19 protein-coding genes are annotated in these 24,283 nt (G+C 69.1%); 12 read left to right on the forward strand and 7 right to left on the reverse strand.

Annotation, left to right across the window (positions count from 1 at the left end; genetic code table 11):
- Window positions 1-378: 378 nt before the first annotated feature.
- A complete protein-coding gene (locus WQ53_RS01750) occupies window positions 379-1,920 on the reverse strand; it encodes a transglycosylase SLT domain-containing protein (protein WP_052629834.1) in 1,542 nt (513 codons plus the stop codon).
- A gap of 132 nt (window positions 1,921-2,052) precedes the next feature.
- Between WQ53_RS01750 and WQ53_RS01755 the strand changes: the two genes are divergently transcribed.
- Both WQ53_RS01755 and greB read left to right on the forward strand, forming a co-directional pair.
- A complete protein-coding gene (locus tag WQ53_RS01755) occupies window positions 2,053-3,561 on the forward strand; it encodes a helicase HerA-like domain-containing protein (RefSeq protein ID WP_052629837.1) in 1,509 nt (502 codons plus the stop codon).
- 134 nt (window positions 3,562-3,695) lie between these two features.
- Window positions 3,696-4,199 (forward strand): transcription elongation factor GreB, encoded by a 504-nt coding sequence (gene greB / locus WQ53_RS01760; protein ID WP_052629840.1) that lies wholly within the window; start codon window positions 3,696-3,698, stop codon window positions 4,197-4,199.
- A 260-nt stretch (window positions 4,200-4,459) separates the two neighbouring features.
- Here the strand turns inward: greB and rimO are convergent, their stop codons facing one another.
- Entirely contained in the window at window positions 4,460-5,860 is a 1,401-nt protein-coding gene (gene rimO / locus WQ53_RS01765; RefSeq protein ID WP_052629843.1) for a 30S ribosomal protein S12 methylthiotransferase RimO, read from the reverse strand.
- Between the two features lie 299 nt (window positions 5,861-6,159).
- Here rimO and WQ53_RS01770 point away from each other — a divergent pair, with 299 nt between their 5' ends.
- Genes WQ53_RS01770 through WQ53_RS17130 form a run of 3 tightly spaced genes read left to right on the forward strand, consistent with a single transcriptional unit; the run spans window position 6,160 to window position 7,467 of the window.
- The gene (locus WQ53_RS01770; RefSeq protein WP_052629845.1) at window positions 6,160-6,858 is read left to right on the forward strand and encodes a dienelactone hydrolase family protein; all 699 of its coding nucleotides are present in this window, start codon (window positions 6,160-6,162) and stop codon (window positions 6,856-6,858) included.
- The gene (locus tag WQ53_RS01775; RefSeq protein WP_052629848.1) at window positions 6,855-7,271 is read left to right on the forward strand and encodes an HIT domain-containing protein; all 417 of its coding nucleotides are present in this window, start codon (window positions 6,855-6,857) and stop codon (window positions 7,269-7,271) included. Before WQ53_RS01770 ends, WQ53_RS01775 begins: the two co-directional genes overlap by 4 nt.
- A gap of 31 nt (window positions 7,272-7,302) precedes the next feature.
- Window positions 7,303-7,467, forward strand: a complete 165-nt coding sequence (locus WQ53_RS17130) for a LiaI-LiaF-like domain-containing protein (RefSeq protein WP_173427195.1) — start codon at window positions 7,303-7,305, stop codon at window positions 7,465-7,467.
- A 206-nt stretch (window positions 7,468-7,673) separates the two neighbouring features.
- Here WQ53_RS17130 and dcd read toward each other — a convergent pair whose 3' ends face one another.
- Both dcd and apbC read right to left on the reverse strand, forming a co-directional pair.
- Complete coding sequence (dcd, locus tag WQ53_RS01780) at window positions 7,674-8,249, reverse strand: dCTP deaminase (protein ID WP_052629851.1); 576 nt, start codon at window positions 8,247-8,249, stop codon at window positions 7,674-7,676.
- Window positions 8,250-8,420: 171 nt separating this feature from the next.
- A complete protein-coding gene (gene apbC / locus WQ53_RS01785) occupies window positions 8,421-9,260 on the reverse strand; it encodes an iron-sulfur cluster carrier protein ApbC (protein WP_052629854.1) in 840 nt (279 codons plus the stop codon).
- A 253-nt stretch (window positions 9,261-9,513) separates the two neighbouring features.
- Between apbC and WQ53_RS01790 the strand changes: the two genes are divergently transcribed.
- From WQ53_RS01790 to rnfB, 7 genes are all read left to right on the forward strand, one after another.
- Entirely contained in the window at window positions 9,514-11,535 is a 2,022-nt protein-coding gene (locus WQ53_RS01790) for an alpha/beta hydrolase family protein (RefSeq protein WP_052629856.1), read from the forward strand.
- Window positions 11,536-11,766: 231 nt separating this feature from the next.
- On the forward strand, window positions 11,767-14,814 hold the full coding sequence (locus WQ53_RS01795; protein WP_236685887.1) for a TonB-dependent receptor domain-containing protein: 3,048 nt from the start codon (window positions 11,767-11,769) through the stop codon (window positions 14,812-14,814).
- Window positions 14,815-14,992: 178 nt separating this feature from the next.
- The gene (locus WQ53_RS01800) at window positions 14,993-15,769 is read left to right on the forward strand and encodes a sel1 repeat family protein (RefSeq protein ID WP_144409193.1); all 777 of its coding nucleotides are present in this window, start codon (window positions 14,993-14,995) and stop codon (window positions 15,767-15,769) included.
- A gap of 206 nt (window positions 15,770-15,975) precedes the next feature.
- Window positions 15,976-16,440, forward strand: coding sequence for a DUF2147 domain-containing protein (locus tag WQ53_RS01805; RefSeq protein ID WP_052629865.1), 465 nt, complete (start codon window positions 15,976-15,978; stop codon window positions 16,438-16,440).
- A 139-nt stretch (window positions 16,441-16,579) separates the two neighbouring features.
- Window positions 16,580-18,640, forward strand: a complete 2,061-nt coding sequence (metG, locus tag WQ53_RS01810) for a methionine--tRNA ligase (protein ID WP_052629868.1) — start codon at window positions 16,580-16,582, stop codon at window positions 18,638-18,640.
- 145 nt (window positions 18,641-18,785) lie between these two features.
- Entirely contained in the window at window positions 18,786-19,376 is a 591-nt protein-coding gene (locus WQ53_RS01815; protein ID WP_052629870.1) for an HAD family hydrolase, read from the forward strand.
- A gap of 411 nt (window positions 19,377-19,787) precedes the next feature.
- Window positions 19,788-20,222: an Rnf electron transport complex subunit RnfB gene (gene rnfB, locus WQ53_RS01820; RefSeq protein WP_052629873.1), complete on the forward strand. Its 435-nt coding sequence runs from the start codon at window positions 19,788-19,790 to the stop codon at window positions 20,220-20,222.
- A gap of 180 nt (window positions 20,223-20,402) precedes the next feature.
- Here the strand turns inward: rnfB and WQ53_RS01825 are convergent, their stop codons facing one another.
- From WQ53_RS01825 to mutL, 3 genes are read right to left on the reverse strand one after another with little or no spacing between them, the layout of a single operon-like run.
- Entirely contained in the window at window positions 20,403-21,305 is a 903-nt protein-coding gene (locus WQ53_RS01825) for a TraB/GumN family protein (RefSeq protein WP_236685888.1), read from the reverse strand.
- 46 nt (window positions 21,306-21,351) lie between these two features.
- On the reverse strand, window positions 21,352-22,299 hold the full coding sequence (locus WQ53_RS01830) for a DUF1684 domain-containing protein (protein WP_052629879.1): 948 nt from the start codon (window positions 22,297-22,299) through the stop codon (window positions 21,352-21,354).
- Window positions 22,296-24,095 carry a DNA mismatch repair endonuclease MutL gene (gene mutL / locus WQ53_RS01835; protein WP_052629882.1) on the reverse strand — a complete coding sequence of 600 codons (1,800 nt, stop codon included), beginning with the start codon at window positions 24,093-24,095 and terminating at the stop codon, window positions 22,296-22,298. Before mutL ends, WQ53_RS01830 begins: the two co-directional genes overlap by 4 nt.
- Window positions 24,096-24,283: the final 188 nt, after the last annotated feature.

The following is a 24,283-nucleotide window of genomic DNA, read 5'->3' on the forward strand; positions in this document are numbered from 1 at the left end:
TGAAGTCAGCTCCTACAGAAGAGCGGCCGCGTCGTAGCGGTTGTAGGAGCCGGGTTCAGCCGGCGACACGACCCCCTCGGCACAGGCGACACCTTCGTGATCCCGACGCCCGTGTCGCCGACTGAAGTCAGCTCCTACAGAAGAGCGGCCGCGTCGCGGCGGTTGTAGGAGCCGGGTTCAGCCGGCGACACGACCCCCTCGGCACAGGCGACACCTTCGTGATCCCGACGCCCGTGTCGCCGACTGAAGTCAGCTCCTACAGGAAAGCGGCCGCGTCGCAGCTGTTGTAGGAGCCGGGTTCAGCCGGCGACACGACGCCCTCGGCACAGGCGACGCCTTCGTGATCCCGACGCCCGTGTCGCCCACTGATGTGGGCTCCTACATGCGGCAGCCTTCCAGCTGCAGCTGCTGGCCCTGGCGCACGCTGTAGGCGGGCGCCTTGAGACCGTTGGCGCGGGCCAGTGTCTTCACGTCGCAGCCGTGGCGCTGGGCGATGCGGCCCAGGGTGTCGCCCTGGGCGACCTTGTAGCTGCGGACCTTCGGCTTGGCCGCCGGCGCGGCCGCGGCCCGTGGCGCGCCCGGCAGCGGGGTCACGTTGCCCACGGCGACATTCCCGTACGGCGTGTCGCGCACCAGCGCCATGTTGACGTCGGCGGTGACCAGCGCCCGCGCCAGGTCGGCGCGCGCGCCGCCGCTGCAGTGGCGGTGGTACAGGCCGGCGATCCGGGTGGTGGCGTTGAGCGTGGTCCCGGCCGGGATCCAGGCATCGGCCTCGTAGCGCGGATTGAGGTTGCGCAGGGTGCGCATGTAGCCGTTGTGCGAACCCTGGTTGCCCAGGCAGATGGTCAGTTCGTAGATGCTGGCCGGACGGGTGAGCTTGAACTGGGCCGGGTGCGCGTCGACCTTCGGGAAGGTCACGCCATACTGGCGCGGGTGCAGGTAGATCCAGGCCGCGGCGATCACCATCGGCACGTAATCGCGGGTCTCGGCCGGGAACTGGTCGTAGACCGAGGCGTTCCAGAACCCGGTGCCGCCGCTGGCCCGGTGCACGCGCAGGGCCCGGCCCTCGCCGCCGTTGTAGCCGGCCAGCGACAGTTCCATGTCGTTGTTGAGCTGCCGCAACCGTTCGTTGAGGTAGGCCGCGCTGGCCATGGCCGCGCTGCGCGGGTCGTAACGGCTATCGAAGCCGGTGTCGTCCGGGCCCAGGCCGAAACGGCGGCCGGTGGCGGGCATGAACTGCATCGGCCCGGCCGCGCCGGCGCGCGACACCGCGTGCACGCGGCCATTGGATTCCTTGGCCATGATCCCGAACAGCAGCGCCTCGGGCAGCCCCTGGCGCTCGAACTCCGGCCACATCAGGTGGCGCATCGCCTGGTAGTTCTCGTAGCTGGTCATCAGCGCCGGCCGCATGTCGGTCAGCCAGCGGCGGATGCCGGCCTGCACTGCCGGGTTGAACTGGACCATGCGGTCGAAGGCGTGGCGGTTGTCGTCGCCGACCAGCCGGGCGGTGCGCGCCGCCTCGGGGATGTCGGCGGCCAGCGCGGTGTCGGCCTCGAGCAGTTCGTCCTCGCCCGGGTCCTCGTCCAGTTCCTCGCCGGCGACGTCGACCTCGGCCTTGAGCAGGCGCTTCCAGGTCGCCAGCAGGTCGGACATCGGGCAGCCGCGCTGCTTCACGCAGGCATCGACCACGTCCTCCATGTCCTCCAGCGCCTCGTTGCTCTCGGTCGTGCCCTTGGGATCGCCGTTGGCGGCCAGGACCAGGGCGTCGCGGTAGCGTTGCTCGGCGGCGGCCATGCGCTGGACCAGCACGTCGGCGGCGGCCTTGTCCTTGGCCGGGACGCGCTGGGCGAAGGCGGAGGGAGTGAAGCAGAACAGCAGGACGGCGGCCAGCGGCCAGCCTTTACGCAAACGGGAGAACATCGGGACACATCGGCAGACGGAGCGACTGGCAGGTTAGCCCCCCGCCGGCGCGCGCGGCAAGCCGCGGCGGGCCGCTGGACGTGCCGCTAGAATCGGCTGGGACACCCATACGATTCCGCCAGGAGGCAGCGAATGGACCCGATCCTGCTGGGCAAGGGCATCACCGACGACATTCCTGTCGTCCTGCAGCCGAAGTACGGCAACCGCCACGGCCTGGTCGCCGGTGCCACCGGCACCGGCAAGACCGTGACCCTGATGACCCTGGCCGAGGGCTTCTCGCGGATCGGGGTGCCGGTATTCATGGCCGACGTGAAGGGCGACGTGGCCGGACTGGCGGTGGCCGGCGAGGCCAGCGGCAAGCTGCTCGACCGCGCCAACGAGATCGGCGTGGCCGGCTACGCGCCCGCCGCCAGCCCGGTGGTGTTCTGGGACCTGTACGGGAAGCTGGGCCACCCGGTGCGGACCACGGTCAGCGAGATGGGCCCGACCCTGCTCGGCCGCATCCTGGAACTGAACGACACCCAGGCCGGCGTGCTCGACATCGTGTTCAAGCTGGCCGACGACCGCGGCCTGCTGCTGCTGGACCTGGCCGACCTGCGCGCCCTGCTCAACCTGGTGGCCGAGGAGCGCAAGGCGGTCTCCACCGAATACGGTTTGGTCAGCCCGCAGTCGGTGGCGGCGATCCAGCGCGCGCTGCTGCGCCTGGCGCAGGACGGCGGCGAGGGCTTCTTCGGCGAACCGGCCCTGGAGTTGGCCGACATCATGCGGGTCAACCACGACGGCCGCGGCGTGATCGGCATCCTCGCCGCCGACCAGCTGATCCTCAAGCCGCGCCTGTACGCCACCTTCCTGCTGTGGCTGCTGTCGGAACTGTTCGAGAACCTGCCCGAGGTCGGCGACCTGGACAAGCCCCGGCTGGCCTTCATCTTCGACGAGGCCCACCTGCTGTTCGACGACGCGCCACCGGCGCTGCGCCAGCGCATCGAGCAGGTGGTGCGGCTGATCCGTTCCAAGGGCGTGGGCGTGTACTTCTGCTCGCAGTTCCCCGACGACGTGCCGGACAACATCCTCGGCCAGCTCGGCAACCGCGTGCAGCACGCGCTGCGCGCCTACACCCCGCGCGACCAGAAGGCGGTCAGGACCGCGGCCGAGACCTTCGTGACCAATCCACGACTCGACGTGGCCTCGGTGCTGTCGCAGCTGGGCACCGGCGAGGCGCTGGTCTCCACGCTGCAGGACAAGGGCGTGCCCTCGCCGGTGCAGCAGACCCTGATCGCGCCGCCGCGCTGCCGGATGGGCGCGATCAGCGAAGCCGAGCGCGCGCAGGTGCGTGCCGGCAGCCCGCTGGGCACGCGCTACGACAAGGCCATCGACCGCGAATCGGCGGCGGAAATGCTGGCCGCCCGCGCGCAGGCCGCGGCCGACGCCGCCGAGGCGCCACCGGCGCGTGGCCGTGGCACGGGCGGGCGCACCCAGGCACCGGCGCAGGACGGCGGCTTCGGCAAGGCGGTGCAGGACGTGCTGTTCGGCAACGGCCGCCGCCAGGGCGTGATCGAGGCCTCCAGCAAGCAGGCCGCGCGCACCATCACCAACCAGGTGGTGCGCGGGATCCTGGGCGTGTTCGGCGGCAAGAAGCGCTGACGCTCTTGTAGGAGCCGGGTTCAGCCGGCGACACGAGCGTCGGATCATGAGGGCGTCGCCTGTGCCGACGTGGCGTGTCGCCGGCTGAACCCGGCTCCTACACAATACCGGCCCGTCACTGCCGCAAGACCCGCATGTCCCGCTGGCGTCCCCCACCCGAGAAGAGCACCGCGCTGATCACCCGCGCCGGCCACGAGCGGCTGAAGGCCGAACTGGACGAGCTGTGGCGGGTGCGGCGCCCGGAGGTGGTCAAGGCGCTGGCCGCCGCCGCGGCCGAGGGCGACCGCTCGGAGAACGCCGAGTACACCTACCGCAAGAAGCAACTGGGCGAGATCGACCGGCGCGTGCGCTACCTGAGCAAGCGCGTGCCGGCGCTGCGGGTGATCGACGCGGCACCGTCCGATCCGGAGGCGGTGTTCTTCGGCGCCTGGGTCGAATTGGAGCGGATCGACAGCGGCGAACTGGTCCGCTACCGCATCGTCGGCCCGGACGAAACCGACGCGGCGGCCGGCTGGATCAGCATCGACTCACCGCTGGCGCGGGCGCTGCTGAAGAAGCGGGTCGACGACGAAATGGAGGCGCAGCTGCCGGGTGGGGCGGCGCGGTTCGCCATCGTGTCGGTGGAGTACGGCGGCTGAGCCCGCGCCGTATCGGCAATCCACCGCAAGAAAAAACCGTCGTCCGCGCTAGGGACAAGGAAGCCGTTGTTCCCGCGAAGGCGTGAGGCGCTTTTCCACAGCCGAATGGCTGGTCACCCAGTGACTTGATGCGCCGCTATCGGCCACGGCGTGCAAAGTCGCTGGGTTCCCGCCTTCGCGGGAACGACGGTGATGGTGGCGGCGTTGGGTCGGATGACGGTCGGCTGCAGGAAGGAGCGCCTCACTACGGAGCGAACGGCCTAGACCAGGCGCAGCCCCAGCGGCGCGGAATCGCCCGACGCCTCGGCATACTCCACCTCGCCGTACAGGTCGTGCTCGTCGCTGCCCATGATCCGCACGTCGACGAACTCGCCCGGCTGCAGGCCGGCATCGCGTCCGTCCTGGATCTGCACGGTGCCGTCGATCTCCGGGGCATCGGCCATCGAGCGGGCGAGCGCCAGCTCGCCATCGAGCAGGTCGACCAGGCAGCGCTGCACGGTGCCGACCTTGGCTTCCAGACGCGCGGCGGAAATCTCGCCCTGGCGCTCCATGAAGCGGGCCAGGCGTTCCTGCTTGACCTCTTCGGGTACCGGGTCGGGCAGCGCGTTGGCCGCCGCGCCATCCACCGGCGAATAGGCGAAGGCACCGACCCGGTCCAGCTGCGCCTCGTCGAGGAAGTCGAGCAGTTCCTCGAACTCGGCCTCGGTCTCGCCGGGGAAGCCGACGATGAAGGTCGAGCGCAGGGTCAGCTGCGGGCACGCCGCGCGCCAGCGCTGCACGCGCTCGAGGGTCTTGTCGACCGCGCCCGGGCGCTTCATCAGCTTGAGCACGCGCGGGCTGGCGTGCTGGAACGGGATGTCCAGGTAGGGAAGGACCTTGCCCTCGGCCATCAGCGGGATGACGTCGTCCACGTGCGGATACGGGTAGACGTAGTGCAGGCGGGTCCACGCATCCAGTTCGGACAGGCCCTCACACAACGCCTTCATCCGGGTCTGGTACTCGCGGCCGCGCCACTGCCGCGCGGCGTACTTCAGGTCCACGCCATAGGCCGAGGTGTCCTGCGAGACCACCAGCAGTTCGCGCACGCCGCCCTTGACCAGCCGCTCGGCCTCGCGCAGCACCTCGTCCACCGGGCGCGAGACCAGGTCGCCGCGCATCGAGGGGATGATGCAGAAGCTGCAGCGGTGGTTGCAGCCCTCGGAAATCTTCAGGTAGGCGTAGTGGTGCGGCGTGAGCTTGATCCCGACATCCTCTTCATCGCGGACGCCAAGGCGTCCGCGGGGAACCAGATCGACGAACGGATCGTGCCTGGGCGGCAGCGCCGCGTGCACCGCCTCCATCACGCTGCCGTAGTCCTGCGGGCCGGAGATCGCCAGCACGTCCGGGTACTGCTCGCGGATCAGTTCCGAGCGCTTGCCCAGGCAGCCGGTGACGATGACCTTGCCGTTCTCGTTCATCGCCTCGCCGATCGCGTCCAGCGACTCGGCCACCGCCGAGTCGATGAAGCCACAGGTGTTGACCACCACCACGTCGGCGTCGTCGTAGCTGGGCACGATGGCGTAGCCCTCGACCCGCAGCTGGGTGAGGATGCGTTCGGAGTCGACCAGCGCCTTCGGGCAGCCGAGGCTGACGAAGCCGACCTTGGGGTTCTGCAGGGACATAGGAGATTCGGTGAACGGGCTGCCGGAACGGTGGCGGACCCGGCGCGGCCGGGGCGCGGAATTATACGCGGCCGGCCCGCGCCGCCTGGACCGGCGTTCAGTAACCGGCCCGTCCTCCGCGCCCGTCGTCCCGGCGGACGCCGGGACGACGGTGACTGGTTTTTCCCGGAACCCTCATTCTCTGGGCTGCCGGATGGCAGGCCCCTCCCTCCATGGACGGCGCACCGGAACGCCGGGCATGACGGCACGCCCACCAACCGGCGCCTACACTGGGCGGCCCTTCCCACCGGAGCAGCCCCATGGGCCAGTGGATCCAGCTGGACACCCCCGCAGGCACCGTCGCCGCCTGGCAGGCCGACCCGGCCGCGCAGCCGAAGGCCGGCCTGGTCGTGATCCAGGAGATCTTCGGGGTCAACCCGCACATCCGCGACGTGGCCGACGGCTACGCCGCCGAAGGCTATGCGGTGCTGGCGCCGGCGTTCTTCGATCCGGTCGAGCCCGGCATGGAACTGGGCTACGACGAGGCCGGCTTCGCCCGCGGCCGCGAACTGGTCGACCGGCTGGGCATGGACCGCGCGCTGGGCATCGTCGAGTCCGCCGCCTCGCACCTGCGCGCGCACCTGGCCGCCTTCCAGGCGAACCCCGCGGTGGGCACCGTCGGCTACTGCTGGGGCGGCACCGTGGCGATGCTCTCGGCGCTCAGGCTCGGCCTGCCCTCGGTCAGCTACTACGGCGCGCGCAACCTGCCCCACCTCGACGACCCGGCGCTGGTGGACGCGCCTAAGGCGCCGGTGATGTTCCACTTCGGCGAACACGATTCCTCGATCAAGCCCGAGGCGGTGGACGCCCACCGGCGGCGGCTGCCGGCCATGCCGGTGTTCACCTATCCGGCCGGCCACGCCTTCAACCGCGACGTCGACCCGAAAGCCTACGACAAGGGCAGCGCCCGGCTGGCACGCGAGCGCAGCCTGGACTTCCTCGCCGAGCACCTGCAATGAGCGACGGCGGCGCGTTCGAACTGGATCCGCGGCTGGCCGCCGACAGCGTGTTCGTCGCCGACGGCCCGCTGTCGCAGGTGCGGCTGATGGACGACACCCGCTTTCCCTGGCTGCTGCTGGTGCCGCGCGTGCCCGGCGCCAGCGAGTGGATCGACCTGGACGGCGGCCAGCAGCGCCTGCTGCTGGCCGAGCTCAACCGCGCCGCGCAGCTGCTGCACGGCGAGCCGGGGGTGGAGAAGCTCAACATCGGCGCGCTCGGCAACATCGTCCGCCAGCTGCACGTGCACCTGGTCGGCCGCCATGCCGGCGATCCGGCCTGGCCCGGCCCGGTCTGGGGCAGCGGCGCGGCGGTGCGCCACGAGGCCGACGCGCTGGCCGCACGTGCCGCGGCGTGGCGTTCGCGGCTAGGATAGGCGCCCTCATCCCTATCGCCGACCCTCCGCCATGGGCTCCAACCTGTTCGCCGCGCTCGTCCTGATCGTCCTGGGCCTGTTCTTCCTGGCCCGCAACCTGGGATGGATCGACAGCGGGCTGGGCAGCCTGCTGGCCACCTGGTGGCCGGCGCTGCTGGTCGCGGTCGGCGTGGGGCTGCTGTTCAAGCGCAAGTAGCCCCGGATCCACCGGTCCGCGGCGCAACGTCTCCATCGGTCACAGCGGGCCCGTGCACGCGCAACACCGTCGTCCCGGCGAACGCCGGGATCCAGCGACTTCTGCTGTTTGTCTCAGGGACGGAAAGCCAAGGCGCCGGTCCCGGCGTTCGCCGGGACGACGGCCGACGGTGCTTTCCGCGCTACCGCCTGCCGGCACGCGATCGATCAGGTCCGCGGCAGGGTGACCCCGGTCTGCCCCTGGTACTTGCCGCCGCGGTCCCGGTACGAGGTCTCGCAGACGTCGTCGGCGTCGGACTGGAAGAACAGCATCTGCGCCACGCCCTCGTTGGCGTAGATCCGCGCCGGCAGCGGCGTGGTGTTGCTGAACTCCAGGGTCACGTGCCCTTCCCACTCCGGCTCCAGCGGGGTCACGTTGACGATGATCCCGCAGCGCGCATAGGTGCTCTTGCCCAGGCACACCACCAGCACGTCGCGCGGGATGCGGAAGAACTCGACCGTGCGCGCCAGGGCGAAGCTGTTGGGCGGGATGATGCACTCGTCGGCCTCGACGTCGACGAAGCTCTTCGGGTCGAAGTGCTTGGGGTCGACGATGGTCGAGTTGATGTTGGTGAACACCTTGAACTCGCGCGAGCAGCGCACGTCGTAGCCGTAGCTGGAAGTGCCGTAGCTGACGATGCGCTGGCCATCGGCCGCGTGCTTGACCTGGCCCGGCTCGAACGGCTCGATCATCCCGTGCTGCTCGGCCATGCGGCGGATCCAGCGGTCGCTCTTGATGCTCATGCGGTGTTTCCTGGGGCGCGGCGGCCCGTGACCGGCCGATTCTAGCCGAGCCCACTTCCCTTGTAGGAGCGGGCATGACCGCGACACGACGCCGTTGGCACAGGCGACGCCCACGGTGATTCCGACTCCCGTGTCGCGGTCATGCCCGCTCCTACAAGGGAAACGCCCGGTTCAGGCCAGCGTCGAGGCGATCGGGATCGAGGCGCGCGGCCGCGTGGCCAGCTGCGCGGCCATCGCCTGGGCCGCGGCCAGGTAGGCCTGGGCCGGCGCCGAGTCGGGGGCGGCGGCCACCACCGGCACGCCGGCGTCGCCCTGCTCGCGGATGCGCAGGTCCAGCGGCAGCGACCCGAGCAACGGCACCCCGTACTGCCGCGCCATCGCCTCGCCGCCGCCCTGGCCGAACAGGTGCTCGGCATGCCCGCAGTTCGAGCACACGTGCACCGCCATGTTCTCGACGATGCCCAGCACCGGCACGTGCACCTTCTCGAACATCTTCAGCGCCTTGCGCGCATCCAGGGTGGCGATCTCCTGCGGCGTGGTCACGATCACCGCGCCGGCCACCGGGATCTTCTGCGCCAGGGTCAGCTGGATGTCGCCGGTGCCGGGCGGCAGGTCGACCAGCAGGTAGTCCAGGTCGCCCCAGCGGGTGTCGGCGAACAGCTGGGTCAGCGCCGAGGTGGCCATCGGCCCGCGCCAGATCATCGGCGTGTCGGCATCCACCAGCAGGCCGATCGACATGGCCTCCACCCCGAACGCGCGCATCGGCTCGATCGACTTGTCGTCCGGGCTTTCCGGTCGCCCCGACAGGCCAAGCATGGCCGGCACGCTGGGGCCGTAGACGTCCGCGTCCAGCACGCCGACCTTCGCCCCCAGCCGCTGCAGGGCCAGGGCCAGGTTGACCGCGGTGGTGGACTTGCCGACCCCGCCCTTGCCCGAGCCGACGGCGATGACGTTGCGCACGCGCGGAGAAGGCGAAAGACCCGGCTGTACGGCGTGGGCGCGGACGTGCATGTGCTTGATCCAAAGTGAAGGCGAGCGACCGGGACTGTCCACCGCGCCCCGGTCCCGGGCCTATACACGGGCGGTGTCCTGCCACATTATGCCGGACGGGGAGTTGCATGCTTTTCATGGTCCACTCGGGGACATCTGCCCGAGCATCCATCCGCGGCCTGGCCCCGATGGCGGCGGAACACCGAATCCGATAGGGAAATCCCAAGGTGGCCGGCCTTCGCGCCCGCCAGCGACCACGAGGACAAGATCATCCATGCCCATGAAGATCACCAAGGCCGTTGCAGCCTCGCTACTGCTCATCTCCGGGAGCGTCCTGGCGCGTGAGCCGATTCCCGCCGAAGCATTCGCCAAGATGCCGGAGATCCAGTCGGTCTCCATGAGCACCGATGGCAAGAACCTGGTCGCGCTGGTCGTCTCCCCCGTCGGCGATAGACAGGACACGGCGCTGGCCACCTGGGACCTGGCCAACTTGGACGCCGGCCCGATGATCACGCCCTCCAATGACCGCATGAAGTTCATCGGCGCCAATGCGATGAAGGCGGATAGGGTTCTGGCCATCGGCCGTCAGGAATGGACCGGGCAACTGGCCGGCTGCGGCGAGGGCAGCGCCACCGGCGCGACCAAGACTTTCGTCACCAAGGCCTATCTCACTGATGCCAGGCACAAGCGCTTCGGCGAGGCGTTCGCCGACAACACCCGCAAGCTGGGGGTCAGCGAGGAGATGAAGCGCTGCCTGGAGATCGGCGGCTCGGCCAGCCTGGTCAACACGCTGCCGCTGGATCCGGACAACGTCATCATCCAGCAGTTCAACATCTTGACGTTGAGCGGGGACTACTACCTGTACAACCTGCGCACCAACGAGACCAAGCTGCTGCTGCGCGCCGGTGGGCGCACGAGCCCCGGCCTGTTCGACCCCCGCACCGGCGACCTGCTGACCCGCACCGAACTCGAAGGCGTGGCCTCCGGCGAGTACGAGCAGCGCGTGCATATCAAGAACCGCCAGTCCGGCAAGTTCGAGGTCCACGACAACCTCACCCGCAAGCTCAGCGAGCGCTACACCGTCGACATCGTCGGCATCGACGAGGAAACCGGCAAGTTCTACGTGCTCACCGACCTGTTCTCCGACTTGGTGCAGGCCTGGATGTACGATCCGGCGACTCGCCAGTTCGATGCCGAGCCCCTGCTGGCACATCCCGAGTTCTCGATCAGGAACCTGATCCTCGGCTCACAGCCTAGCAACTTCAACCGCGTGCTGGGCTTCAGCATCGACGGCCCGCAACCTGAAACGACCTACGTCGACCCGGCCATGAAATCGATCCACGACGGGTTGAAGCAGGCCTATCCGGGCAAGACGGTCTCCATCACCGGCTACAATGACGACCTGTCACGGGTGCTGTACGCCACGTCCAGCGCCAGCAGCGCACCGGCCTATTACCTGCTGTTGGACCGCAGTAGGTCGAAGCTCCTGGGCGGCCAGCGTCCCTGGATCGATTCGAAGCAGATCGGCGAGCAGCGCTGGGTGACCTACACCGCACGCGACGGCATGAAGATCCCGGCCATCCTTGACCTCCCGGCAGGCTGGAAACAGGGCGACGACTCGCTGCCCACCATCATCCATCCGCACGGCGGCCCCTGGGCGCGCGATTACACCGGGTGGGACGGCTCTGGCTGGGTGCCATTCCTGACTTCGCGTGGCTATGCCGTGCTGCGGCCGCAGTACCGCGGTTCGGCCGGGCTCGGACGCAAGCTGTGGCTGGCCGGCGATGCCGAATGGGGGCATAAGATGCAGGACGACAAGGACGACGGCGCGGCCTGGCTGGTCCAGCAGGGTATCGCCGACCCCAACCGCATCGCGATCTTCGGCTATTCCTACGGCGGCTTCGCCGCCGCAGCGGCGGTCGTTCGCCCGGACAGTCCCTACCAGTGCGCCATCGCCGGCGCCCCGGTCGCCAACCTTGGCAAGCTGGGCCGCTCCTGGAGCGACAACCGCGTGCAACGCATCCTGCAGGGCCGCACGGTGACTGGCATGGATCCGATGCTCAATACCCACAAGGCCAACATCCCGCTGCTGACCTACGTCGGTGACCGCGACGTGCGCACCCCCTCCTTCCACGCCCGCGACTTCTACAATGCGGTGAAGGGCAATGTGCCGGCCAGGTTCGAACTGATCGCCGACATGCCGCACAGCATGCCGTGGTACCCGCGCCACCAGACGCAGACGCTGGCGCTGATCGAACAGTACCTGGCGAAGGATTGCGGGCCGGGGGGACTTTGATGCCGCCAGCCCGCCCCTGACGGGCCTAGCGGCAACGCCGGCTGGCCATCGCCAGCCAGCCAGAACCCGGGCCGGGGGGCGGCCCGGGTTTTTTTGTCGCTCCGGGACCACCGTCCGGACGCTTATGCACTCCCGCTATGACAATCGCATGACGTACGCATGTGCCATTAGTTGCGAAAGCCACGAAACGCTCCCTATACTCAGCCTTAACCCAAGCATAACGACTGGGTTGTGATCTGCATCACTTCTTTTTTTGGGGAAAACATGGGGACGCACATGAGACTCGAGAAAAACACGCGCAAATTCAATAAGTTGCCGCTCTTCGTCGCGGTGATGGGCTGCCTCTATGGCGGTTCCGCCCTCGCCCAGTCCACTCCTGCGGATGAAACCGAAGAAGCCCAGGAGCAGGAGCAGGAGCAGCGGAGCACATCGGGCGCCACCACCACTCTGGACAAGGTCACCGTGACCGGCTCGCTGCTGCGCCGGGTCGAGTACGACTCCATTTCGCCCGTCCAAATCATCACCGCCGAAGCCAGCGTCGCGGTCGGCATGGTGGATACGGCCGAATTCCTGCAGAACTCCAGCATCGCCGCCGGCTCCACCCAGATCGGCGAGCAGTTCAGCAGTTCCGTCATCGAAGGCGGCGCCGGCGTGCAGACCGTCAACCTCCGCGGTCTGGGTGCCCAACGCACCGCCGTGCTGCTCAACGGCCACCGCCCCGGCCCGGCCGGTACCCGCGGCGCCGTCGCGGCCTTCGACCTGAACGTGATCCCCTCGTCCATCGTCCAGCGCATCGAAATCCTGAAGGACGGCTCCTCGTCGATCTACGGTTCCGACGCACTGGCCGGCGTGGCCAACATCATCACCCGCAAGAACATCGACCGGCCCGAGCTCACCTTCAACACCCGCCTGCCCTTCGTGCTGGGTGGCGGCGAGATCTGGCAGGTTTCCGGCGCCACCGGCTGGAATTTCGACAGCGGCAACATCGTCCTTGCCGCCGAGTATTACCGGATCAATCCGCTGACTGCCGGGGCCCGCAGATACCTGAGGTGCGCCCAGGACCTGGTCCGCGACCAGAGCGGCAACATCATCGACCGCGAAGACCGCTCCAGCCTGGTCGGCACCGGCCTGGAAGGCTGCAACTCCACCAACCTGTACGCCAACACGGTCATCGATGCGGTTTCCGGCCTGCGCTACGTCCCCTCGCCAAACGGCGTCACGGTGGGCCTGATGCCGGGCTATCGCCCGCGCCTGAACCCCAACTACGGCCCCGGCAACAGCGGCCAGGCGTCTTACGAGGACTGGCTGAACTTTCCGTTCTTTGAAGACGTCCAGATCATCCCGAAGAACGAGCGCTACAGCGTGTTCTCCAGCGCCAGCTTCTCGCTGGGCGATGTGAACTGGAACACCGAGCTCCTGTACAACAAGCGCCAGACCAGTTCGCAGAGCCTGCGCCAGTTCTTCCCGCTGACCGGTGGCACCACTGCGGTCATTCCGTCTTACAGGTACACGGACGGCAGCAGCTTCTCCACGCCGGTGCCTTCCGGCATCGCCCAGCCGGTCATGCCGTACTGGTACAAGCAGGAAATCGATATCGACTACTTCTACTTGAACTCCAGCCTCGACGGCCTGTTCAAGTCCACCGATACCTGGGCCTGGACCGTGAACGGCTCGTACTCGCGCTCCAGCGGCGACTACAACGTACTGGGTATCGACAAGAGCAAGAGCGGCGACCTGCAGTACGTCAGCACTTCCCCGGTGGTCGATTACTACGACCAGAGCAAGGGCTATCTGGACGGTACTGGTATCGATGCCCTGGTCGCAGCCACAGGCGTCTGGTACGAAGGCAATACCGTGTACGACCAGTTTGTGTTCAACGCGGTTGCTACCGGCGAATTGTTCGACCTGCCGGCCGGCGCCGTCGCTGCGGCGTTCGGAGTGGAATACCGCCAGTTCAGCATCGACGACCAGCCGGACGAACTGGAGAAGACCGCTGCGGTCTGGGGCGTCAGCACTGCGCAGGAAACCAAGGGTACCGAGAAGGTGAAGGAACTCTTCACTGAAATCGAAGTGCCGCTGCTCAAGGGGCTGCCGGCCGTCGAGGCCCTGACCCTCAACCTCTCCGCCCGCGCCTTCGACTACGACACCATCAACACCTCGGACTCGGTGTGGAAGGCCGGCTTGGGCTGGCAGGTCGTGCCTTCGTTCAAGCTGCGCGCCACCAAGGGCACCTCCTTCCGCGCCCCCGGCCTGTACGAGCTGTTCCTGGGCGACCAGTCCAGCTTCGTGAGCCAGACCGCGGCCAGCGGCACCGACCCCTGCGTCCAGTGGGGACTGTCGCAGAATGCCTTCCTGCGCGCCAACTGCGCCGCCGTCGGCATTCCCGAAACCTACAACGGCAATGCGGTCACCTTCGAAGCGTTCAAGCAGGGCGCAGGCGACTACCTGGAGCCGGAAACCTCCCAGGCCTTCACTGCCGGCATGGTGTGGACGCCGACGTTCGTTCCGCTCAGCCTGGCATTGGACTACTTCGAGTTCGAGGTCAACAATCAGATCGCCGAGCTGACCTCCGCGCAGATCCTCGCCGGCTGCTACTACGCCGAGGTGTTCCCGAACTACTACTGCACGAGGCTGGAGCGCAACCCGTCGACCGCCGCGACGAATCCGAACCGGATCAACGTGGTGTATCCGACCTACGTCAACGTGGACAAGCAGAAGGTGCGCGGCTATGACTTGCTGGCCCGCTACGAAGGTGACTACTCGTACGGCAAGCTCGACATCCAGGGTGAATTCACCTACATGACCGAGGACTACGCCCGCACCTTCAGCGCGACTGCGGCCGACGGCCTGGCCACCAACGATCGCAACGGCGCCATTGGCCGGCCGAAGCTGGTGGGCAACCTGATCTCCAGGCTGAGGCGCGGCGACTGGACCTACACCTGGGGCATGGAGTACGTGGGCAAGAGCAAGCGCCTGACCCGCCTCACTCCCGCCACCGGTGCCACTGCCGATTACGCCCCGAATGAAGCCAACTATTTCGGATGGATCCGGGCCGTCTACGATACCGTGGCCGAAGACCGCCTGTACCACAGCGTCTCGGTGCGCTATCAGCAGCCCAACTGGGACGTTCTGGTCGGCGTCCGCAACCTGTTCGATGCCGAACCGGATACCATTTCCAACAGCGTCGGCTACACCCGCATCGGCAATGTCCCGTGGAGTGCAACGCAGTACGACCTGTTCGGACGTTCGCTGTTCGTCCGCTACAACTACAAGTTCTGATCGCGGAACGGAACCAACCACGGCAACACCAGAAGCGGCGCGAAAGCGCCGCTTCTTTTTCCAGGTGCCCCTTCTCCACTGGCCGGGCTACGGCAACGTGGGGGCATGACTTACGAGGGATTCCCGGAGCGCCTCCACCCTGTACGATTCCCTGGAGCCCTTCCAGCCGATCCCGAGCATGTCCCCAAAATTCCTGGCCCCCTTGCTCTTGGCGGTTCTCACGATCCCCACTGCACCCCTTCTCGCCCAGCAGAAGGCCCGGGGCGGCGACCCCACCATCGATCCAATGCTGGTGGCTGCAGGCTTCCTCGACAGCCATCCGGACCTGCTTCACCGATCTCGGGGACTGGACGCCTATGGCAAGAAGGACCACGAGAAGGCGTTCAATGCGTTCAAGCGGGCTGCCTGGTATTCGGACAAGCCTTCGCAGGCGATCGTCGGCGAGATGCTCTGGATCGGCCTGGGCACGGAGAAGGACCGGGCGCTGGCCCATGTGTGGATGAGCCTGGCCGCCGAACGGGGCTACCGCAGCTTCAGCGAGAAGCGCGACCTGTACTGGCAGCAGCTCGACGAAACCGAGCGCGCCCGGGCCGAGAGCGAGGGCCCGGCCATCCGCGCCGAGTACGCCGATTCGGTCGCGGAGCCGCGCCTGGCAGTCGTCCTGCGCCGGGAACTCAACAAGGCGACCGGCAGCCGTGTGGGATCCGCGACCAGCCCGGTGCAGATCGTCGTGCCGGGTGTAGGCACGATCGACTCGACCCAGTACTACAACCCCAGGTACTGGGATCCGAAGCAGTATCGCGAATATCAGGATTCGATCTGGCACGACGTCCGCATAGGAAGGGTGGACGTGGGCGATGTGGAGCAGGTAAGGGACGCGTCCCCTGCGACGCTGTCGGCACCCGCGATACAGGGCGAGGTCGATCCGGAGCCGGTGCCCGACGATCAGGATTGAGGCCGTCGCGGTTGGCCCTGCCCTGGATCACCGCCAGGCGCACCGGCCGTCTGGCCTTCGGCTGGACCGGGGGGAACCGACGCCACCTGTCCCGGCACCCGCTGGCCACCGCCACCGTACGCAGGCGTAGGCAGCCGGGACCGGCTGCGCTAGAGTGCAGCCACGCCTCGGCCACCATGGCCGGGGCGCCACATCCTGGAGGGGACATGCGCAGTACCGGTTCCAAATCGTTTCTCGCCGCCCTGCTGTTGCCTGCCCTGCTGTTGGGCGGTGCCGCCGCGGCCGGTTCGGCGATGGCCGCCGACTCGGCGGTCGGCCGCTGGAAGACCGTCGACAGCGACACCGGCAAGCCCAAGTCGATCGTCGAGATCACCCAGTCGGCGGACGGCACCCTCAGCGGCCACATCGTCGAGCTGCTCGACCCGAGCAAGCCGAATCCGGTCTGCGACAAGTGCAGCGACGACCGCAAGAACAAGCCGATCACCGGCATGGAGATCATCCGCGGGATGAAGCCGCAAGGCGGCGGCAAGTACGCCGGCGGCACCATCCTCAAGCCCGACGAGGGCAAGGTCTACAAGTCGAAGATCGAGCTGGTCGAGGGCGGCAAGAAGCTGGAGGTGTCCGGCTGCGTCGCCTTCATCTGCAAGTCGCAGACCTGGCTGCGGCAGTAGCACGCGCCCCGCCCACGCACCGCGCCCGCGACCCGGCTTCGACCGGGTCGCTTCTTTTGGGAGCCACCACGGCAATCGGGGCGCCGGTCCGGTGCCAGGCCCCATGCGATAATCGCCAACCCCCAGCCGCACGCCTCCCATGCCCCGCTCCGCGCTCGTCACCAACGCCCTGCCCTACGCCAACGGCCCGCTGCACCTGGGCCACCTGGTCGGCTACATCCAGGCCGACATCTGGGTCCGGGCGCGGCGCCTGCGCGGCGACACCGTGCACTACGTCTGCGCCGACGACACCCACGGCACCCCGATCATGCTCGCCGCGGAGAAGGCCGGGATCACCCCGGAAGCCTTCATCGCCGGCATGCAGGCCAGCCACGAGCGCGACTTCGCCGCCTTCGGCGTGGACTTCGACCATTACGATTCGACCAACTCCGAGGCCAACCGCGAACTGACCGAGCAGTTCTACGCCCGGCTCGAGGCCGGCGGCCATATCGCCCACCGCAACGTGGCCCAGTTCTACGACCCGGCCAAGGGCATGTTCCTGCCCGACCGCTACATCAAGGGCATCTGCCCCAACTGCGGCGCGGCCGACCAGTACGGCGACAACTGCGAGGTCTGTGGCGCCACCTACTCGCCCACCGACCTGAAGGAACCGAAGTCGGTGCTGTCCGGCGCCACGCCCGAAGTGCGCGACTCCGAGCACTTCTTCTTCGAGGTCGGCCGCTTCGAGGGCTTCCTGCGCCAGTGGCTGGCCGGCGACGTGGCCCTGCCCGGGGTCAAGGCCAAGCTGATGGAGTGGCTGGACACCGAGGGCGGCCTGCGCGCCTGGGACATCTCCCGCGACGCGCCCTATTTCGGCTTCCAGATCCCCGGCCAGCCGGGCAAGTACTTCTACGTGTGGCTGGACGCGCCGATCGGCTACCTGAGCAGCTTCAAGAACCTGTGCGCGGAGAACGGCGCCGACTTCGACGCGTTCCTCGCGCCGGACAGCGAGGCCGAACTGCACCACTTCATCGGCAAGGACATCGTCAACTTCCACGGCCTGTTCTGGCCGGCGGTGCTGCACGGCGCCGGCCTGCGCGCGCCCACCCGGCTGCACGTCAACGGCTACCTGACCGTGGACGGCGCCAAGATGTCCAAGTCGCGCGGCACCTTCATCATGGCCCGCACCTACCTGGACGCGGGCCTGGACCCGGAAGCGCTGCGCTACTACTACGCGGCCAAGTCCTCCGGTGGCGTCGACGACCTGGACCTGAACCTGGCCGACTTCACCGCACGCGTGAATGCCGACCTGGTCGGCAAGTTCGTCAACCTGGCCAGCCGCTGCGCCGGCTTTGTCGACAAGCGCTTCGGCGGCCGCCTGGCCGACGCCCTGCCCGACCCGGGCCAGTACGCGCGCTTCGTCGGCGTACTGGAACACGTGCGCGCGGCCTACGAGCGCAACGACCCGGCGGCCGCGCTGCGCCAGGTGATGGCCCTGGCCGACGAGGCCAACCGCTATATCGACGAGAAGAAACCCTGGGTGATCGCCAAGCAGGACGGCGCCAATGCCGAACTGCAGGCCGTGTGCACCCAGGGCCTGAACCTGTTCCGGGTGCTGGCCGCCGCGCTGGCGCCGGTGCTGCCTCGCACCAGCGCGCAAGCCGCCGGATTCCTCGGCGCGCCAGTGCGCGCATGGTCCGACCTGGACGCGCCGCTGGTCGCGCACGGCATCAACGCTTACTCGCCGCTGTTCACCCGCATTGACCCCAAACTGATCGACGCCATGACCGACGCTTCGAAGGACACCCTCGCCGCCACCCCCGCCGCTGCCCCGGCGAAGAAGGCCGAGGAGAAGCCGGCCGCTCCCGCCGCGGACGGCGCCGCATCGCAGTACATCGGCATCGAGGACTTCGCCAGGCTGGACCTGCGGATCGGCAAGGTGCTCGAGTGCGGCTTCGTCGACGGCTCGGACAAGCTGCTGCGCTTCCTGCTCGACGCCGGCGACCTGGGCCAGCGCCAGATCTTCTCCGGCATCCGCGCCAGCTACGGCGAGCCGGACCAGCTGGTCGGCCGGCACGTGGTGTTCATCGCCAACCTGGCTCCGCGCAAGATGCGCTTCGGCGTCAGCGAAGGGATGATCCTGTCGGCCGGCTTCGACGGCGGCGCACTGGCGCTGCTGGACGCCGACGCCGGCGCCCTGCCCGGCATGCCGGTGCGCTGACAGCGCGGCCTTGCCCGCTGCGCGGACAAGTCCACCACGGCTTGCTGACGCAAACCGCGGGCCCCGCTTCCTGCCCGCCAAATCCCCCGCCGCTTCGCGGCCGCCCCCTTTACCAAAGGGGGCTCCCAGCCGGCACCCTGCATCGATGAACCTCGCCCTGGTCGACTTCGACCACACCGTCACCACTTGCGACACCTACGCGCGCTTCCTGCGCGGCATTGCCACCCCGGAGCAGCTGGCGGGCGCGAAGTGGAGCGTCGGCCCCTGGCTGGCCGGCTACCGCCTCGGCCTGGTGTCGGCCGCCGCGCTGCGCATCCGCGTCACCCGGCTGGTGTTCGCCGGGCGCACCACGCAGGAAGTCGAGGCGGCGGGCCTGTGCTATGCCGACGAGGTGCTGCCCGGCCTGCTGCGCCCGGACATGATGGAACGCATCACCTGGCACCGCGGGCAGGGCGACACGGTGGTGGTGGTCTCCGGATCGCTGGATGCCTACCTGCGCCCCTGGTGCGAACGGCACGGGCTGGAACTGGTGTGCAACCGCCTGGAAAGCAGCAATGGCCGCCTGACCGGCCACTACCTCGACGGCGACCGCGGCGCGCACAAGGCCGCCGACATCCGCGCGCGCTACGACCTTGCCCGCTACCCGCGCATCCACGCCTACGGCGACAGCCGCGAGGACCGGCCGATGCTGGCCCTAGCCCACGAGCGCTGGTACCGCGGCCGGCGCATCGGCTGATCCCGGTCGCACTGCCGCGGGAATGCGGTGTTACCGGTGATGTGCCAGCTTTCGGTGCGGGCGACGCCCTCGCAGTGCCGACGCCCGTGTCGCCAGCAAGCCGGGCTCCTACAGCAAGGCCGATGCGGCCGCCGTTGTAGGAGCCGGGTTTGGCCGGCGACGCGACGCCGCTGGCACAGGCGACTCCCTCGTGTTTCCAACGCCCGTGTCGCCGACTGAAGTCGGCTCCTACAGAAGAGCGGCCGCACCGTGGCTGTTGTAGGAGCCGGGTTCAGCCGGCGACGCGACGACCTCGCCCAGGCGACACCCTCGGGTTCCGACGCCCGTGCAAGCGGCGGCGCGGCCCTTCGGCACGGCAACAGGCGATAATGCGCACCCGGCAACGCCGGACGCGCAAGCCTTCCGCCACGCATGACCGCCGCTCCGCTCCCGATCGACCTGGTCGAACGCCTCGACCGCCTGCTGCCGCAGACCCAGTGCGGCCAGTGCGGCTATCCGGGCTGCCGTCCCTACGCCGAGGCGATGGCGCGTGGCGAGGCCGGTCCCGACCATTGCCCGCCCGGCGGCGACGCCGGCGCGCGCGCGCTGGCGCTGCTTCTCGGGGTGGCGCCGCCGCCCTCCTACGACCGCAGCCGCGGCGAACACAAGCCGCCGCAGGTGGCCGTGGTCGTCGAAGCCGACTGCATCGGCTGTACCAAGTGCATCCAGGCCTGTCCGGTGGACGCGATCGTCGGCGCCTCCAAGCTCATGCACGTGGTGATCGACCCGCTGTGCACCGGCTGTGAACTGTGCGTTCCGGCGTGCCCGGTGGACTGCATCGTGATGGAGCCGGCGCCCTCCTTGTAGGAGTTCACTTCAGTGGGCGACACGGGCGTCAGGAAGATGAGGGCGTCGCTTGCGCCGAGGTGTCGGGAGTCGCCCACTGAAGTGAGCTCCTACAAGGGCGACACAGGCGTCGGGATCATGGGGGGCGTCGCCTGGGCCAACGGCGTCGGGTCGCGGTCATGCCCGCTCCTACAAAGGCAATCACGGCGCGCAGGCCGAACAGATCCGCTCGACCCGGTAACCCTTCGCGCGCAGCTTCTCGACCAGCCCGTCCCCGCCCAGCAGGTGCAGCGCGCCGACCACGACCAGGGTGTCGTCCTGCTCCTGCGCCAGCCGCTGTTCCAGCCTGGGCAGCCAGGCGTCGTTGCGCTCGATGTTGATGCGCCGGTAGAGCGCCGGGTAGTCGCGCTTCAGCTGCGCGGCCATGTCGTTCCACAACCGCTCCGCGTCGCCGGCGCGCCAGGCCGCATGCAGTTCGCGCGACTGCTCCGCGCCCTGCTCGGCCTGCTCCAGCGCCTCGGCCAGCAGCTGCTTCTGCTCCTCCAGGGTCATCCCGGCCAGGACCCGGATCTGGTCGGCCGCCAGTTCCAGTCCCGCCGCCGGCTTGCCCGCGTGCGCGGCGGCATCCATGAAATGCCGGTCCAGGCCCAGCGCCGGATCCAGGCCCTGCTTCTGCATCTCGATCAGGCCGACGGTCAGGCCGATGAACCACGGATCGAACATCGCCATCTGCGCGAGCGGCAACTGGCCGGCCGCCGCGTACGCCTGCAGCCGTGCCCACAGCGCCGGCCCCAGGTCCTGTTCGAGGCTGCCCGCGCGCTGGCGCAGCGCCGCCTGCGCCATCAGGCCCGCCAGCGCCGGCGAACCGGCTTCCTCCGGCGACAGCTCGAACAACAGCGCCTCGGCATCGGCGAACGCGGCATCGACGTCGGCCGACAACGGGTAGTCGCCGGCGGAGAGCAGGTGGAACGAGCCCAGCAGGTAGACCGAATTGTCGGCGTCGGACACCTTCCACAGCAGTGGCACCGGTGGCTCCGCGCTGGCCGGCAGGGCGACGGCGAAGGCGAGGAGTACGGCGGCGAAGCGGCGCAAGGCTCGGTACATCGGCGTCATCCTGGAGGTGGCGGCGGCTGGGCGATGGCCGGCGCCGTCACTGCAACGGCGACACGTAGTTCTTCTCCCCGGCCTCGATCGCCACGTCCAGCCGGTTCTCAGGCGGCGGCAGCGGGCAGGTCGCGTACAGGGTGAAGGCGCACGGCGGGTTGTAGGCGCGGTTGAAGTCCAGGACCACCTTGCCGTTGGCGCCCGGCCAGGCCGCCTCGAGGAAGCGGCCCGCCGGATAGCTGCCGTGGCCGCTGGTGCGGTCGGCGAAGACGAAGAACAGGTCGCGGCCCGGCTCGCCCAGCGCCTCCAGGCGGAAGGTGCGGCCGTCGCGCTGGAACTCCACCGCGCCGGGATGGGGCGAATCGCTCTGGGTGCCAACGATGTCGGCGATCGGCAGGGTCCTGCCCGGCGGATTCGGCACGAAGCGCCCCTCGATCCGCCAGGATGGATCGGTCGGCCAGTACTTCAGCCCGGCGAACTGCAGCCGGGTCGGCGCGTCGGCGTGCTTGACCCGCAGCGCGTGGCGGTCGCCGCGCCTGAGCAGCGTGACCACGCCCTTGCCCTCGTCGAAGCCGATCGTGCTCGGCTCGGGATCGTGGTCGCTGCGCAGCGCCACCCGTCCCTTCAGCGGCTCGCCGTTGAAGGTCAGGTCGACCCCGCTTTCCGGCGTGAACCACCAGCCCGCCGCGTCGCGCGAGACCATGCCCATCTTCGCCGGGCCGAAGGCGAAGCGCACGCCGTTGCCGATGCGCTCGCCGCTGCCCACGTAGTGCGCCTTCAGTTCCAGCCAGTGCAGGCCCACCAGGCTGGTCCAGCCGTCCGGCCGCAGCAGGTCCTCCACGCGCTGGTTGCGCCAGGCCTGCTGCTCGGCGACGAACGCCTGGTCGACCTTGGGCGCGGCCGCCTTCTGCGCATCGCCTCCGTCCGTACCGCCGTCGCACCCGGCCAGCAGCGCCATCCCCATGGCGATGCCGGCGACGCACAGGACCCTCATCTTCCCCGTAGGAACCATCGATCGATCTCCCCCAGACTGAAGCGCGCCCAGGTCGGGCGGCCGTGGTTGCATTGCCCCGAGCGCTCGGTGGCTTCCATGTCGCGCAACAGGGCGTTCATCTCCGGCACCGTCAGGCGCCGGTGTGCGCGTACCGCGCCGTGGCAGGCCATCGTCGACAGCAGTTCGTCACGCGCGGCGGCCACCCGCCGGCTGGCGCCGTGCTCGCGCAAGTCGGCCAGCACGTCGCGCAGCAGCGCCTCCGGCTCGGCGTGCGCCAGCAGTGCCGGCACGCTGCGCACGCTCAGCGTCTGCGGTCCGCTGCGGACCACGTCGAAGCCGAGTTCGGCCAGGGTCTGCGCCTCGCGCTCGGCTACGTCCGCGTCGCGCTCGCCCACCGCCAGCGCCAGCGGCACCAGCAGCGGCTGCGCGCGCAGGCCGATGCCGTCGTGCGCATTCTTCAACCTTTCGTAGCCGATGCGTTCGTGCGCGGCGTGCATGTCCACCACCACCAGGCCGTCGGCGTTCTCGGCCAGGATGTAGATGCCGTGCAACTGGGCGATGGCGTAGCCCAGCGGTGGCACCTGCCCGTCGCCTGCCGGCAGCGCGGCGTCCTGGCGCGGGAGCGGCATGGGCAGGTCGTTGGCCGCGGCGGGCGCGGCGTACAGCGCGGCGTAGGCGCCGACGGCATCGTCCACGCGCAGTCCCAGCGGCTGCGGTTGCGGCGTCCACGCCGGCGCGCCGGTCGACGGCAGCCGCACGGCACCCCCGGCCTCCATCACCGCCGGCACCGCCGCCTCGCCGCCGGCGCGCGTGTGCGCCAGCGCCTCCTGCAGGGTCCGGAACACGAAGTCGTGGATCAGGCGCGCGTCGCGGAAGCGCACCTCGTGCTTGGCCGGGTGCACGTTCACGTCCACCCGCACCGGATCCAGCTCCAGGAACAGCACGTAGGCCGGCTGGCGGCCGTGGAACAGCACGTCCTGGTAGGCCAGCTTCACCGCGTGGGCGACGCTGCGGTCGCGCACCGAGCGGCCGTTGACGTACAGGTACTGCTGGTCCGCACTTGCCCGGGAGTAGTGCGGCTGCGCGATCCAGCCGTGCAGCCGCAGTCCGGCGCCGCTGTGGTCGATGCGCAGCGCGCTGCGGGCGAAATCCTCGCCCAGGGTCTCGGCCAGGCGTGCGGCCGCGTCGATGTCGCCTGCCTTGTAGCGGCGCGATGGCTTGCCGTTGTGGCTCACCCGCAGTTCCACGTCCGGGCGCGCCAGCGCCAGCGAGCGCAGCCATTCCTCGATGTGGCCCAGCTCGGTGCGTTCGGCGCGCAGGAACTTGCGCCGCGCCGGCACGTTGAAGAACAGGTCGCGCACCTCCACCGTGGTGCCAGGCGCATGCGCCTTGGGCACGATCTCGCCGACCCGGCCGCCATCGACCTGCAGCGCCGCGCCGTGCTCGTCGCCGGGCCGGCGCGAGGCCAGCTGGAAGCGGCTGACCGAAGCGATCGACGGCAGCGCCTCGCCGCGGAAGCCGAGCGTGGCCACCGCCTCCAGGTCGTCCAGCGAGGCGATCTTGCTTGTGGCGTGGCGCGACACCGCCAATGGAAGCTCCTCGGCGGCGATGCCACCGCCGTCGTCGCGGATCCGGATCAGGCGGACGCCGCCCTCCTCCAGGTCGATGTCGACCCGGCGTGCGCCGGCGTCCAGCGCGTTCTCGACCAGTTCCTTGACCACCGAGGCCGGCCGTTCGACGACTTCGCCAGCAGCGATCTGGTTGATCAGGGTGTCCGGAAGCGGTCGGATCGGCACGGCGTCGCGGCGTCGGGCGCCGGATCGGAAGACATGCACGTGATGATAGCCGCAGCCGGGCGCCGGCGGCCGCCCGTGCCGGAGATTTTCCTGCCCGGTGTGCCACGCGGCAGTCGGGCGCCTCACGATGGCGATGCCCACAGCCTGGATGCTGCGCAGCTGTGTAGGAGCCGGGTTTAGCCGGCGAC

Source organism: Pseudoxanthomonas suwonensis (assembly GCF_000972865.1).
Classification (GTDB): domain Bacteria; phylum Pseudomonadota; class Gammaproteobacteria; order Xanthomonadales; family Xanthomonadaceae; genus Pseudoxanthomonas; species Pseudoxanthomonas suwonensis_B.